Consider the following 11,935-nt stretch of genomic DNA (forward strand, 5'->3'; position numbering starts at 1 on the left):
CGATGATGCGACGCGCGGCACAACTCGAGAGCAGGCAATGGGGCGGAGGGACGCTGCTATTGTTGTGCGCGCTGTTGATGTGGGTGCCGCGGTGTATCGCGCAGAACGCACCGGTGGTGCCCGTGGTGCCGACCGGGACTACGGCCGCGCCTGCGGTGCCCGCGTTGCCTGCGGGATCGGTGCCTTCGGTGGCGCAGTCGCAGGCAGGGCCGACGAAGATCGTGGAGCCGACGCTGCCGGGGATGCCGCCGGCCCAGGGTGAAGAGGTTGATCGGGTGGTGGCGATCGTGAATAGCCAGCTGATTCTGGACAGCGATGTGGATAGGGAGCGACGGTTTGCGGCGTTGCTGCCGTATCGCGAGGCGAGCGGGCCCTATAACCGGGACGAGGCGATCGAACGGCTGATCAATCGGGATTTGATTCTGCAGCAGGTGCAGTTGCAGCCGGCTGGCGAGGTCACGGAGCAGGCGGCGGCGAAGGATCTCGATGCGCTGCGGAAGTCGATACCGGCTTGCGCGGAGTATCACTGCGAGACGGAGGAAGGCTGGGACAAGTTCCTGGCGAGCGAGGGATTTACCGAAGAGAGTTTGACCACCCTGTGGCGGCAGCGGATGGAGGTGCTGGCGTTTATTGAGCAGCGCTTCCGCATGGGAATACGGATTTTGCCGGCCGAGATACAGGAGTACTACACGAAGACGATGCTGCCAGAGTATGCCGCGCAACACGTGACGCCTCCGCCGATGCGCACGATCTCGAGGCGAATCCAGGAGGTGCTTCTGCAGCAGAGGGTGTCGAAGCTGCTGGATGATTGGCTGGCCAGTTTGCGCGCGCAGGGTAACGTGGTGGTGTTGCATCCGGGAGAGGAGGCGCGATGAGTGACGATGCGAAATTGCCGCCGCCCGACGAGACTGTGACAACGGGAGAGACGACATCGACTGCGCATGTGACCAGGAAGAGGCACCGTGTGCTGCGGGGGTTTGCATGGGTTGGGTTGGTGCTGGTGGGGCTGGTGGCAGTGCTGGCGCTGGTGGCTACGTGGTATACGGGCACGGCGGACTTTCAGCGTCGCGTGGGCGGCGAGGTGGTGAGCACGCTGGAGAACGCTACGGGTGGGCGCGTGGAGTTGCGATACATTTCGTTTAACTTGTGGCACCTAGCGGTCGAGGCGGATGGGCTGGTGATTCACGGAACGGAGGCGCCAGGAGAGATGCCGTACTTGTCGGCGTCGAAGATTTTTCTGCGCCTGCACCTCAACATGATCCTGACGCATGTGCGGGGGTTGGGGCCGCAGTCGCGGATCAGCTTGCGGTACCTGCGGGTGGAGCAGCCGCACTTTCACTTGATCATGGATAAGAACGGACACAGCAACGCGCCGGTGCCCAAGCATCGGAGTACCAGCAACAAGTCGGTGGAGGATACGTTGCTGGATCTGCGAGCGCGCAAGGTTGAGCTGGTAGATGGATTGGCGGTGGTGAATGATAAGGCGGTTCCGTTCAATGTAGCGGCGAAGGATGTGAGCGCGGAGGCGCATTATGAGCGAAAGGCTGATCACTATGGAATAACGATCGACCTGGCGGATCTGCGGACGAAGCTGGCCAACGAGAAAGAGGTGCAGTCGAAGATGCATCTGACGGCGGAGTTGGGGCGTGACATGTTTGCGCTGAAGAGCCTGGATTTCTCGACGACTCCGGACGGTGGCTTATTAACCCATTTGACTGCCGATGCCCTGGTGCAGCACTTCGCCAGCCCGGAGTGGCAGGCTTCGGTAACGGGCAATGTCGATGTGAAGCAGTTGGGCTATCTGACCGATGTGGAGGGGCTGAAGGGGGGAACGCTTGATCTGAAGGTGAATGGGCACAGCTGCTCGGTGACGCCGCAGGTGGCGCAGAAGAATCCGCACTTCTGGCAAGGGCACAAGCATCTGCCGCCGAGTGCGAAGGTGTTGCCGCCGGATCCGAACTGCGCGGCGGGATATCTCCTGGTGGGCTCGATGAAGATGCACGACATTGCGTATCGTGACGAAAACGTGCGGCTGCAGGGCATCAATGGTGGAGCGGATCTGCACATTACGCCGACGGAACTTTTGTTTACCGCGCTGAGCGGGTATCTGCCGGGTGGGGGCGATGCGAAGGGGCAGTTGAAGATCGAGAACTGGCTGGGTGAGGCTTCGCCGGATTCTGCGGCCAGCTCTCCGACGACGGTTGCGGCAGCGACGACGGTGAACTCGGGGGCGAAGAGCATTGGGGCGAAGGCTCCCATCACTTCGTTGAAGTCGGCGCCGGTGCAGAGCGCGCATGCGTATCTGACGGTGGTGGTGGAACGCATACCGCTGCGCACGATCATGGATGCGACGGCGACTCCAGGCTATGGCGACTTGGGATTCGACACGTCGATCACGGGGCCGACGACGGTGGAGTGGGGCGGACCGGAGAAGGATATTTCTGACACGGTGCAGGTGCAGGCGCATTTGACGTTCGCTCCAACGGGAGTGAGGCGGAAGGGCGCGCTATCGAATGTGCCGGTGAGTGGGGAGGTGGTGGGACATTACGACGGCCGCATCGAGGTCGTGAATATTGCGCAGCTCACGCTGCGGAGTCCGTCGGCCACACTCACAACGAATGGGGTGTTGGGTGTGAATGTGGGAGACCCTCTGACGAATCTGCAGGTGAATTTGCAGACGCGGGATCTGGGCGAGTTCGATCAGCTGTTGCAGACGCTGGCGTTTGAGGGGAATGGCAGAAAGGGCGCGGCGGCGATTCCAGTGGTGCTGCATGGGAATGCGAATTTTGTGGGCACGGCGAAGGGTGCGATTCGCAATATGGAGGTGAAGGGTCATTTGACCGCGAATGACCTGGTGCTGCAGGCGAGTGAATTCGGGGAGGATGTACCGGATGTACATATCGATTCGCTGGTGACCAATGCGGACTATTCGCCGAATGGGGGCGTGACGGTGGTGTCGTCCACGATTGAGCGCGGCACGGCGGTGCTGAATTTGGTGGGGACGGTGAAGCCTCATCACGAGATTTTGCATGGGGCAGGGACGTATGCGTGGGACAAGGAGATGGAGATTGATGCGTCGGCGAAGCTTGCGAATGGGCAGGCGACGGATGTCTTGCAGATTGCCGGAATGCAGGCGAAGGTTCCGGTTACGGGCACGGTGAATTTGGATCTGAGCGGGAGCGGTACGATCCACAACATCATTGGCGGCGGCATGGTGACGCTGACCAACGGTGTGGCGTACGGGGAAAATTACCAGAAGATTGCGGTGGATATAGCAGCCGAGGGACAGCAGGTGAGCCTGACCAAGGTGCTGCTGGAGGCGCATGGGCTTTCAATCACGGGGAGTGCGGGGTACAACCTGGGCACGAAGCTGATTCGCGCGCAGGCGAGCGGCAACAATCTGCAGCTATCGAAGTTCGATACGATTCGCAAGGCAGAGCCGGATGCGGATGGGGTGCTGTCGTTTACGGCGATTGCGAATGGAACGTTGCAGGAGCCGGATCTGCATGCGCGGCTGACGCTCGAGAAAATCTCGGTGCAGGGTAAGCCGCTAGGTGGGTTGGAGGCGAAGGCCGATAGTGCGGGTTCGAATTTGAACTACGAACTGCAGTCGAAGCTGGTGGGTGCGCAGTTGAATGGGAGCGGTGAGACGTCGCTGTTGGGCGACTATGAGACGAAGGCGAAGCTCACGATAAGCGGGCTGGATATTGCGAATGTGATTACGCTGATGGCACCGGGGTCGTTCAAAGGGAGCTCGGCGATTGCGGGAACAATTAATGTGTCGGGCCCAGCGGCGACGCCGAAGGTGATGGTGGGGTCGGCTGAGTTTAATGAACTCGACTTAAAGCTGCAGGGGGTGGAGTTGAAGGCGGCAGAGCCGGCGCGTGCGAGCTTGCGCAATGGCACAGTGACCCTGGATCAGATCCATGTGATCGGTCAGGACACGGACCTTCTTGTGTACGGCACAGCGGTCGTCTTCGGCGATCCAAATCCGCTGGGTGGACGGATGGCGGTGCATGCGAATGGCAGCATCAGCATGGCGTTGGCGAAGACCTTCAATCCAGATTTGATTAGTTCGGGCAAGGTGACGTTCAACGTGGCTGCTGGTGGGCGGATGAAGAAGCCGACGTTTACGGGTGATGTGCGGTTCCAGAATGTCAATCTTTCCATCGAAGGGATTGCGAACGGGCTGAGCAATCTGAATGGGACACTGGTGTTCAACGAAGACCGGCTGGAGGTGCAAACCATGACGGCGATGACGGGCGGCGGGCAGCTAAAGATCGGCGGCTACCTGGCGTACCAGAAGGGCCTGTTTGCAGACCTTACGGCTACCGGCGACGTGGTGCGCGTGCGCTACAACGGTTTAAGTGCGACAGCGAATGCGAGCTTTCGACTGCAGGGACAGCCGCAGTCGATGCTGCTTTCGGGGAATATTCTGGTGACGAGATTTGGTGTGGGCGCGGATGTGGACTTCGCCGCGCTGTCTGCTGCAGGAGGCGTGCAGGCGCCGCCGGATCCGGATTCAGCGCTAAACAAGATTCGGCTGGATGTACACATTACGAGCTCGCCGCAACTGGATTTTCAGAACTCGTACGCGAAGCTGGCGGGGTCGGTGAATCTGACGGTGCGTGGGACGCTGGCGCAGCCGAGTGTGTTGGGGCGGATCCAGATTACGGATGGGAGCGCGACGTATCTCGGTACAAAGTATGAGCTGCAACGAGGAACGATTTATTTCAGCAACCCGGTGCGGATCGATCCGACCATCGATCTGGACGCGACGGCGCGGGTGGAGAACTACGACTTGACGATCGGCGTGCATGGAACGGTGACGAATCTGAAGCCGACGTATCGATCGGAACCGCCGCTGACGGAGGCGGATATTTTCAACCTGCTGGCGCTGGGACGAACACAGGAGGAGGCCCAGTTGTACCAGGAGCAGCAGTCGCAGATAGGGGCGGATCCGACGACGAGCGCGCTGCTGGGCGGAGCGCTGAATGCCACGGTGGCGAGCCGCGTAGGTAAGCTGTTTGGCGCGGGGTCGGTGAAGATCGATCCGGCGTTTATTGGCACGCTGGGTAATTCGTCGGCACGGATTACGGTGTCGGAACCGCTGTCGAAGCAGTTGACGCTGGTGTTTGCGACGAATGTGAACGAGACGGCGCAGCAGTTGATCCAGGTGCAGTACCAGTTGAATCAGCAGTATTCGATTGTGGCGACGCGCGATGAGTCGGGCGTGTTCTCGTTCGTGTTCAAGATTCGGAAGCGGTATAAATAACGGATTGTTCAGGCGGATGTTAGGGTGCGGCCGCAGCAATTACGATAGATAGAGATGGAAAACGTTCTTCGTAGTACGCGCGTTACGCTGGAGATGATCAAGTGGGAACACTCGATCTTCGCGCTGCCGTTTGCTTTGACGGGCGCGGTGCTGGCCGCGAATGGATGGCCGACGCTGCGGGTGCTGGGGCTGATCGTGTTGTGCATGGTGTCTGCGCGGTCGGCAGCGATGGCGTTCAATCGGCTGGTGGACGCGCGACTCGATGCGGAGAATCCACGAACGGCGATGCGGGCGATTCCGGCGGGGCATTTGTCGTCGGGATTTGTGTTGGTGTTTACGATTGTGGCGTCGTGCGTGTTCCTGGTGGGAGCGGCGCTGCTGAATCGGTTGACGTTGGAATGTGCGCCATTGGCGTTGGTGGTGGTGCTGGCTTACAGCTACATGAAGCGGGTGACGCGGTGGTCGCACCTGGTGCTGGGACTGGCGCTGGGGATTGCTCCAGCGGCAGCATGGATTGCGGTGCGAGGAACCTTTTCGCCGCGGGCGGCGCTGTTGACTGCCATCGTGATTCTCTGGGTTGGCGGCTTTGATGTGCTGTATGCGTGCCAGGATTTTGATTATGACCGCAAGGTTGGGCTCTTCAGTGTGCCAGCGGCGTTTGGGCTGGAACGCGCGTTCTGGATTGCGCGAGTGATGCACCTGGGGGTGGTGGTGCTGCTGTTCGTAATGCTGCATGTGTTTGGGCTGGGCGTGATTGCGTTGGTAGGGATGTGCATTGTGGTGGTGCTGCTGGCTTATGAGCACATGATTGTGAGCCCGACGGATTTAACGCGCATGAACGCTGCGTTCTTTACGTTGAATGGGATTATTTCGGTGGTGTTCTTTGTGTCGGTGGCGGTGGATGTGCTGCACCGACGCTAGGTAGACGGGTTAAACGAAGAGGCCCGCTGATGCGGGCCTCTTCGCTTAACCTCGGTTCGGTCAATCTCTGTGACTTTGATTGGGACTAGCGGTCGTGTTTGGCGCGGAAGTCTTCGACGCTGTCCTGGATTTTGTTCTTGACGTTCTGTGCGGTCGAGGCAATGGACTCACGGACGTCGTGAGCCTTGTGTTCCCCCTCGTTCTCGTGGATTGCGCGGGATTCATTGGCGCGCGCGCGGGCATCGGCGGCTGTGTCGCTCGTTGCTGATTTGACCGATCCCCAGGCTTGCTCGGCGTGGCCTTTGACCTGCTGCGCTGTCCCTTTGTTGGCGAGGTTGTCGTTGTGGGTGGCTTCACCGACGGACTGCTTTACCTTGCCGGCGACTTCATCAAACTTGCCCTTCAGTTTGTTTTCGGTTGCAGTGCTCATAGCCCAAATTCCCTTCTCAAGCAGGACGCCAGGAAATAATTCTGCTTGCGTAACATTTATGCGGCCAGGACATGGGGTCATATCCGGGCCGCGGTTTGATTCATTGGCTGCGGGTTGGCTTAGAGTGCTCGCCTACCCGACAGCAGGTTGAAGATAAGAACGATAACGGCGAGAACTAGCAGAAGGTGTACCCAGCCGCCGAGCGTATAACCGCTGACGAGGCCGAGAAGCCAAAGAATTACCAGGATGACAGTGATCGTCCAAAGCATGACGCGCTCCTAAGTGATCGTGCGGCCAGGGTTGCGCCACCCGAGAGTCCCGCCGACAGCATCGCAGCGTTCGTTATGGTAAGTTGCGGGGCGGAGAGGCGAGGTTGTCCTGTGCGTGGGAGAATCTTTATGAGGGCGCGGGAGTTGCATGGTGAGTGAAGGAAATTTGCAGGAGCGGACAATCGGCGCGGGTTTAGGTCGGATTGCGATCCAGGGCGAGCGCGGATCGAACAGCCACATGGCTGCGGTGGAGATGCTGGGCGATGTGGAGGTGGTGCCGTGCGGCGTCTCGGCCGAGGTGATCGATGCGGTGCTGACGCAGCGGGTGGACGCGGCGGTGTTGCCGATTGAGAACAGCCTGCATGGATCGGTGGCGGAACACTATGATCTGCTACTGGCGAACCCGGTGAGGATTGACGGCGAGAGCCTGTTGCGGATTCGACACAATTTGATTGCCGCGCCGGGGGTGAAGTTGGAGGAGATTCGGAGTGTGCTGTCGCATCCAGTGGCGCTGTCGCAGTGCCGGAAGTTTCTGGGGGAGTTCAAGCAGGCGAAGACCGTGCCGTTCTACGACACCGCCGGGAGTGTGAAGCATTTGATGGAGGCTGGGCTGCGGGATACCGCGGGGGTGGCTCCAGAACTGGCGGCGAAGGAGTACGGAGCCGAGGCGCTGGTGGCGGGGATTGAAGACCACGCGCAGAATTTTACGCGGTTTCATTTGCTGCGCCGGGATGTAGATGCGCGGGTGGAGGGCTTCGGCGTGGCGAATAAGTTGACGCTGGCCTTTGCTGTGGAGCATCGGCCGGGGACGCTGGTTGCGGCGTTGGAGCAGCTGCGCGATGCGGGGGTGGATTTGACGAAGATCGAGTCTCGGCCGGTGCCGGGAAAGCCGTGGGAGTATGTGTTTTATGTGGAGTTGCGCTATGCGGATGAGGCGATGGCGGATCGCGCGGTTCGCTCGCTGGCTCCGCATTGCGGGATGGTGAAGGAGTTGGGGCGGTACGCGGCTGCGTGAGACGTTGGTGGGTTTTGCGTCCGTATTCTCCTTGCGTCAGTGAGTGGCGAACCATATAGTTCTTCCATCCATATAGTTCCCCATTCATGCCAAGGAGAGTTTCATGAAGCGTGTCATTGCGGTCCTTCTCTGTCTATTGTTCCCAGTCGCCGCGTTTGCAAGTGATGAGAATTCCTACAAGATCAACTACGACGGCGGGTCGCTTCCGGGAATTAAAGCTGGCACGGACGCAAAGCTGTTCATTGATCCAAACCAGATTCGGATCGTCCATGGCAAGGACACATTGGTGACGATCCCGGCGGGTAGCGTCACAGAGATTTCGTATGGGCAGGATGTGCACCGCCGCGTCGGAGCTGCGATTGGGCTTGCGATTTTTTCCTTTGGATTGGGGGCGCTCCTGGCTCTCAGCAAATCGAAGAAACACTTTGTCGGCCTCACCTGGGCTAATGGTGACCAGAAGGGTGGTTTCGCGATGCAGTGTGACAAGAGCGATTACCGCGGGGTGCTTGCTGCTCTGGAGGGAATTACCGGCAAGAAGGCCGTCGACTCTGACGCTATGAACGTTAAGAACTAGCGAAACCGAACGATCGTTTTCCAAACAACTGCATTGCCATCTACTCCTGTTGGGAGATGACAATGCAGCTTTGTTTTTGTGCCAAGGAAGCAAAATTCAAGCTGAGACTGGGGTGGTCATGACTTTTTCGAAGGCGGTCTGGAAGAGTTCCATTTCGTGGGGCGTGCCTACTGTGATGCGAACGTAGGTTGGCCAGACGGGCCAGGTGCGGCCGATGTAGACGTCTTGCTGGCGCATGGCGGCCATGACTTGGCGGCCGGGGCGGCCGGTGTCGATCATGAAGCAGTTGGAGACGGACGGGATGTATTTGTAGCCCTTGCTGTCGAGCCAGACGAAGGTGGAGGTGCGGGTGTCGGTGACGATTTTACGCCGGGTAGGAACGAGGTCGGACTGCTTGAGGCTGGCGGAGGCGGCGGCGATGGCGGTAACCGGGAGTGGGTTGCGGCCGTAGAGGCTGAGTTTTTCGAGGAGATCGGGGCGTCCGAAGGCGACGCCGCAGCGGATTCCGGCCATGCCGTAGATCTTGGAGAAGGTGCGGAGGACGACGATGTCCTTGCCGAGGGCGACCTGGTCGGTTACCGACGGGGAGCCGCTGAGGTGGATGTAAGCCTCGTCGACGAGGAGGATGGAGCCGGCTGGTTTGTGTTCGAGTGCCCAAAGGATGTCATCCTTTGGTGTCAATGTCCCGGTGGGATTGTTCGGACTGCAGATATAGATGACGCCCGCATTGGGATCGGCGGCGATCATCGCACGGACGTCGTGGGCGTAGGTGCGGGTCAGGGGGACTTTGATGACCTTGGCTCCGGCGGCGTTGGCGGCGACCATTCCGGCCTCATAGCTGGGGTCGGCGGTGACATAGCTGCGCGTGGGAGAGGTGAAGGCGAGGGTGGCAAACTGCAGAGGCTCGCTGGATCCTGCGTAGATGGCGAGATGATTGGCGGGGACGCCGAATTCAGCGGCGAGCTGCGCCGTTAGCTCGGCTTCGCAGCCGGTCGCATCGTAACGTCCGCCGGTGCGCGCGATGGTGGTGATGGCGGCGAGCGCGGCGTCACAGGGACCGAGCGGATTCTCGTTCGCGTTGATCATGACTGCGTTGGGGTTGGTGATGTGGGGAAAGTCGTCGGGAGCTTTCGGCGCTGCGGCTTGTTGCGCTGCGCGGGCGAGATGGCCCTCGGAGATGAGAGGGAACGTGGCGGCGAGACCGGCCAGTTGCAGGAAAGAACGGCGGGAGGATCCTAAAGACGAACCGCGGGAAGATTCGAAAGACGGACATCGATGGGATGACGACATGGCGGTCACCTGCAGAGTGGTTTTATGGTGCGGGGCTGCAAACACTTTATCGCATGTATGCAGTCAGGAAGCGGAGAGAGAGGATGCCGTCGAAATCCTGAAGTGAGAGCTGGCGTCTAGCTAGCCGCAAAAGGCGATGAACTTCGAGAGAACCTGGTGACGGAAAATGAAAAGCCTACTCACGGGGAGTAGGCTACTGGACTTTCAACAGGCCATGCTGCGCGGTAACCCAACACGTCGGTGGGCCAGTCGTCAGACATCTAAACCTAGGAACGCGACTTGGCGACCATTTGCGCGACCCAGATACCGAAGACGAGCACGGTCATGAGGGCGGCAACGCCACCGGCACCAGCGCAGAAGGGCTGGATGAAGTTAACCCGGCGGATGATCTCCTCGTTCTCTTCCTGGGCCATCGGAAGAGCGGTCTCGCTTAGAAAAAGCTGATCTGTTTCGTGCTGCGTGAGAGTGCCACGGTAGACCATCAGACCAACGAAAGCAGTAACGCAAATGCCCCAGATTACGGCCACGATATGAAGTGTGTTCATGGTGTTCCCCAGAAAAAAAGGATGGCCTAGTCCCAAATACCGCAGAGATCACAGTCGGCGTGAGCCCGACGGTAGGTAGGGCCGGCAAGCAAAGAATACGCCCAAAAGTGCTTTGTTGCTAACATTTTATGGTAACTTACCTTGGTTCATCGGTTTTATGAACTTTAGTTTACATATTGTGGAAAACTATGATAGTCGCGGTTCCGATAGCGAACACGATGAGGGTCAAAAGCCCAAAAAGGAACCAGACGGCGCGACGGAGGGCTCCGTCGCTGGGCTGGGTGATGCCGAAGGTTCGAAAGAAGGCGGTTGCGAGGGCTTCCAAGAATCGCATACCTGGATGGTACGCCGTTGAATTGCAGGGGGTCCGCGGTCGGATTGCAGACGGGGGCAAGTTCCCTGTCGGGGTTGGTAGGGGGTAAAGAATCCAGCGCGGTACAGGAACATCCAATATGGGAATGGTTGTGGCTTGCTGCAACCAACGCCCGGGGCTAGACTGGGAAGAAGGTCTGTCCGGACGCAGAACCGAAACAAGCCTGAGATTTGAGGAGATACCCATTATGTCTACCGCCGCCGTTAATCCGACCGTAGAAGTTGTGAATGCGCCTGCACCGCCGTCGTCGCCGGTTGTGCTTACGCCCGCCGCGATCGCGAAGGTGAAGGAGATTATGGCGACGCAGGATCCGGTGCCGGCAGGGCTGCGCATCGGTGTTGCGGGTGGTGGGTGTTCGGGGTTCCAGTACTCGATGTCGTTTGAGAACGCGGCTGGGATGATGGACAAGATTGCGCGGTTTGACGACCTGAAGGTTTTCGTGGACGCGACGAGCGCGATGTATCTGAACGGATGCACGGTGGACTATGTGGAGACGCTCGAAGCTGCGGGATTCAAGTTTGAGAATCCCCAGGTGAAGTCGACCTGCGGTTGTGGTTCGAGCTTCAGCGTGTAACCAATCGAGATTGTTAGCAAAGAGGCCTCGCCAAATTATGGCGAGGCCTTTTTGCGTGGGGTAGAGCTTAGGTGGGGTCTAGTTCAGGTGTCTGTGGACGGCGCTAATCAGTTTGGCGGGACCTTCGCTTGCTTCCATGATGGTATCGGCGGATTTGGAGCCACAGCCTGATGAGCCGGAGACGAGGGCGATGGTTTGGATCCGCGGCCAACGCTCGTGGGTGATGGCCAGGCGTCTGCGCACTCCTGGATGGAGAGCGAATGGCAGAGCAGCATGACATCTATCGAGGTTCGGAGAGCAGCTGTTGGATGTCGGGGAGGCTGGAGGCGGTTCGAACCTGGAAGCCGGCCTTTTCAAGGATGAGGCCGCGGGTGTGAACGAGCTGGTAGTCCCGCCCAAACACTAGCACGGAAGCGGGAGTGAGCATGGGCATGCGCGGCATCCTTTACACCGAATCGAAATATACAACCATGGAAGATATGCGCTCGCAAGCATCCTGTCTGTTCAATTAAGAACACTTTCTATCTATCAGCCGACCCAGCATGGAATAAAAGAGTATGGTCTACATCACCCGTCGAGGTGCTAACGACGGGCTGGACCCCGGTGCGTGAAAGCCGCTGAACTGTATTGCGGACTCCCTTGCGAACGGATGTGAAGGAGTGCGCGCGG

General features: G+C 59.2%; 11 protein-coding genes. 6 read left to right on the plus strand and 5 right to left on the minus strand.

Annotated features, from left to right (window positions below; genetic code table 11):
• Positions 1–2: 2 nt before the first annotated feature.
• Genes GSQ80_RS04680 through GSQ80_RS04690 form a run of 3 tightly spaced genes read left to right on the plus strand, consistent with a single transcriptional unit; the run spans position 3 to position 6,196 of the window.
• Positions 3–875: a peptidylprolyl isomerase gene (locus GSQ80_RS04680; RefSeq protein ID WP_158786349.1), complete on the plus strand. Its 873-nt coding sequence runs from the start codon at positions 3–5 to the stop codon at positions 873–875.
• On the plus strand, positions 872–5,275 hold the full coding sequence (locus tag GSQ80_RS04685; protein WP_158786350.1) for a translocation/assembly module TamB domain-containing protein: 4,404 nt from the start codon (positions 872–874) through the stop codon (positions 5,273–5,275). Before GSQ80_RS04680 ends, GSQ80_RS04685 begins: the two co-directional genes overlap by 4 nt.
• Positions 5,276–5,329: 54 nt before the next feature.
• Positions 5,330–6,196, plus strand: coding sequence for a UbiA-like polyprenyltransferase (locus GSQ80_RS04690; RefSeq protein WP_158786351.1), 867 nt, complete (start codon positions 5,330–5,332; stop codon positions 6,194–6,196).
• A gap of 85 nt (positions 6,197–6,281) precedes the next feature.
• Here the strand turns inward: GSQ80_RS04690 and GSQ80_RS04695 are convergent, their stop codons facing one another.
• Together GSQ80_RS04695 and GSQ80_RS04700 are read right to left on the minus strand one after the other, a co-directional pair.
• The gene (locus GSQ80_RS04695; RefSeq protein ID WP_158786353.1) at positions 6,282–6,626 is read right to left on the minus strand and encodes a CsbD family protein; all 345 of its coding nucleotides are present in this window, start codon (positions 6,624–6,626) and stop codon (positions 6,282–6,284) included.
• Between the two features lie 119 nt (positions 6,627–6,745).
• Positions 6,746–6,895 carry a lmo0937 family membrane protein gene (locus GSQ80_RS04700; protein ID WP_158786355.1) on the minus strand — a complete coding sequence of 50 codons (150 nt, stop codon included), beginning with the start codon at positions 6,893–6,895 and terminating at the stop codon, positions 6,746–6,748.
• 148 nt (positions 6,896–7,043) lie between these two features.
• Between GSQ80_RS04700 and GSQ80_RS04705 the strand changes: the two genes are divergently transcribed.
• Positions 7,044–7,910 (plus strand): prephenate dehydratase domain-containing protein, encoded by an 867-nt coding sequence (locus GSQ80_RS04705; RefSeq protein WP_158786357.1) that lies wholly within the window; start codon positions 7,044–7,046, stop codon positions 7,908–7,910.
• 103 nt (positions 7,911–8,013) lie between these two features.
• The gene (locus GSQ80_RS04710) at positions 8,014–8,484 is read left to right on the plus strand and encodes a hypothetical protein (protein ID WP_158786359.1); all 471 of its coding nucleotides are present in this window, start codon (positions 8,014–8,016) and stop codon (positions 8,482–8,484) included.
• 96 nt (positions 8,485–8,580) lie between these two features.
• Here the strand turns inward: GSQ80_RS04710 and GSQ80_RS04715 are convergent, their stop codons facing one another.
• Entirely contained in the window at positions 8,581–9,774 is a 1,194-nt protein-coding gene (locus GSQ80_RS04715) for a pyridoxal phosphate-dependent aminotransferase (RefSeq protein WP_158786361.1), read from the minus strand.
• 266 nt (positions 9,775–10,040) lie between these two features.
• Entirely contained in the window at positions 10,041–10,319 is a 279-nt protein-coding gene (locus GSQ80_RS04720) for a hypothetical protein (protein ID WP_158786363.1), read from the minus strand.
• Positions 10,320–10,879: 560 nt separating this feature from the next.
• On the opposite strand from GSQ80_RS04720, the gene GSQ80_RS04725 reads away from it, so the two are divergent.
• Positions 10,880–11,266: an iron-sulfur cluster assembly accessory protein gene (locus tag GSQ80_RS04725; RefSeq protein ID WP_158786364.1), complete on the plus strand. Its 387-nt coding sequence runs from the start codon at positions 10,880–10,882 to the stop codon at positions 11,264–11,266.
• 280 nt (positions 11,267–11,546) lie between these two features.
• Here the strand turns inward: GSQ80_RS04725 and GSQ80_RS04730 are convergent, their stop codons facing one another.
• The gene (locus GSQ80_RS04730) at positions 11,547–11,699 is read right to left on the minus strand and encodes a hypothetical protein (RefSeq protein ID WP_158786366.1); all 153 of its coding nucleotides are present in this window, start codon (positions 11,697–11,699) and stop codon (positions 11,547–11,549) included.
• Between the last annotated feature and the right edge of the window lie 236 nt (positions 11,700–11,935).

The sequence above is a fragment of the Granulicella sp. L46 genome (assembly GCF_009765785.1).
GTDB lineage: Bacteria > Acidobacteriota > Terriglobia > Terriglobales > Acidobacteriaceae > Granulicella.

Bases quoted from the DNA above. Each gene is read 5' to 3' on its own strand.
- GSQ80_RS04705 (WP_158786357.1), top strand. From the start codon at position 7,044: ATGGTGAGTGAAGGAAATTTGCAGGAGCGGACAATCGGCGCGGGTTTA.
- GSQ80_RS04715 (WP_158786361.1), bottom strand. From the start codon at position 9,774: ATGTCGTCATCCCATCGATGTCCGTCTTTCGAATCTTCCCGCGGTTCG.
- GSQ80_RS04695 (WP_158786353.1), bottom strand. From the start codon at position 6,626: ATGAGCACTGCAACCGAAAACAAACTGAAGGGCAAGTTTGATGAAGTC.
- GSQ80_RS04720 (WP_158786363.1), bottom strand. From the start codon at position 10,319: ATGAACACACTTCATATCGTGGCCGTAATCTGGGGCATTTGCGTTACT.
- GSQ80_RS04680 (WP_158786349.1), top strand. From the start codon at position 3: ATGATGCGACGCGCGGCACAACTCGAGAGCAGGCAATGGGGCGGAGGG.
- GSQ80_RS04690 (WP_158786351.1), top strand. From the start codon at position 5,330: ATGGAAAACGTTCTTCGTAGTACGCGCGTTACGCTGGAGATGATCAAG.
- GSQ80_RS04725 (WP_158786364.1), top strand. From the start codon at position 10,880: ATGTCTACCGCCGCCGTTAATCCGACCGTAGAAGTTGTGAATGCGCCT.
- GSQ80_RS04700 (WP_158786355.1), bottom strand. From the start codon at position 6,895: ATGCTTTGGACGATCACTGTCATCCTGGTAATTCTTTGGCTTCTCGGC.
- GSQ80_RS04730 (WP_158786366.1), bottom strand. From the start codon at position 11,699: ATGCCCATGCTCACTCCCGCTTCCGTGCTAGTGTTTGGGCGGGACTAC.
- GSQ80_RS04685 (WP_158786350.1), top strand. From the start codon at position 872: ATGAGTGACGATGCGAAATTGCCGCCGCCCGACGAGACTGTGACAACG.
- GSQ80_RS04710 (WP_158786359.1), top strand. From the start codon at position 8,014: ATGAAGCGTGTCATTGCGGTCCTTCTCTGTCTATTGTTCCCAGTCGCC.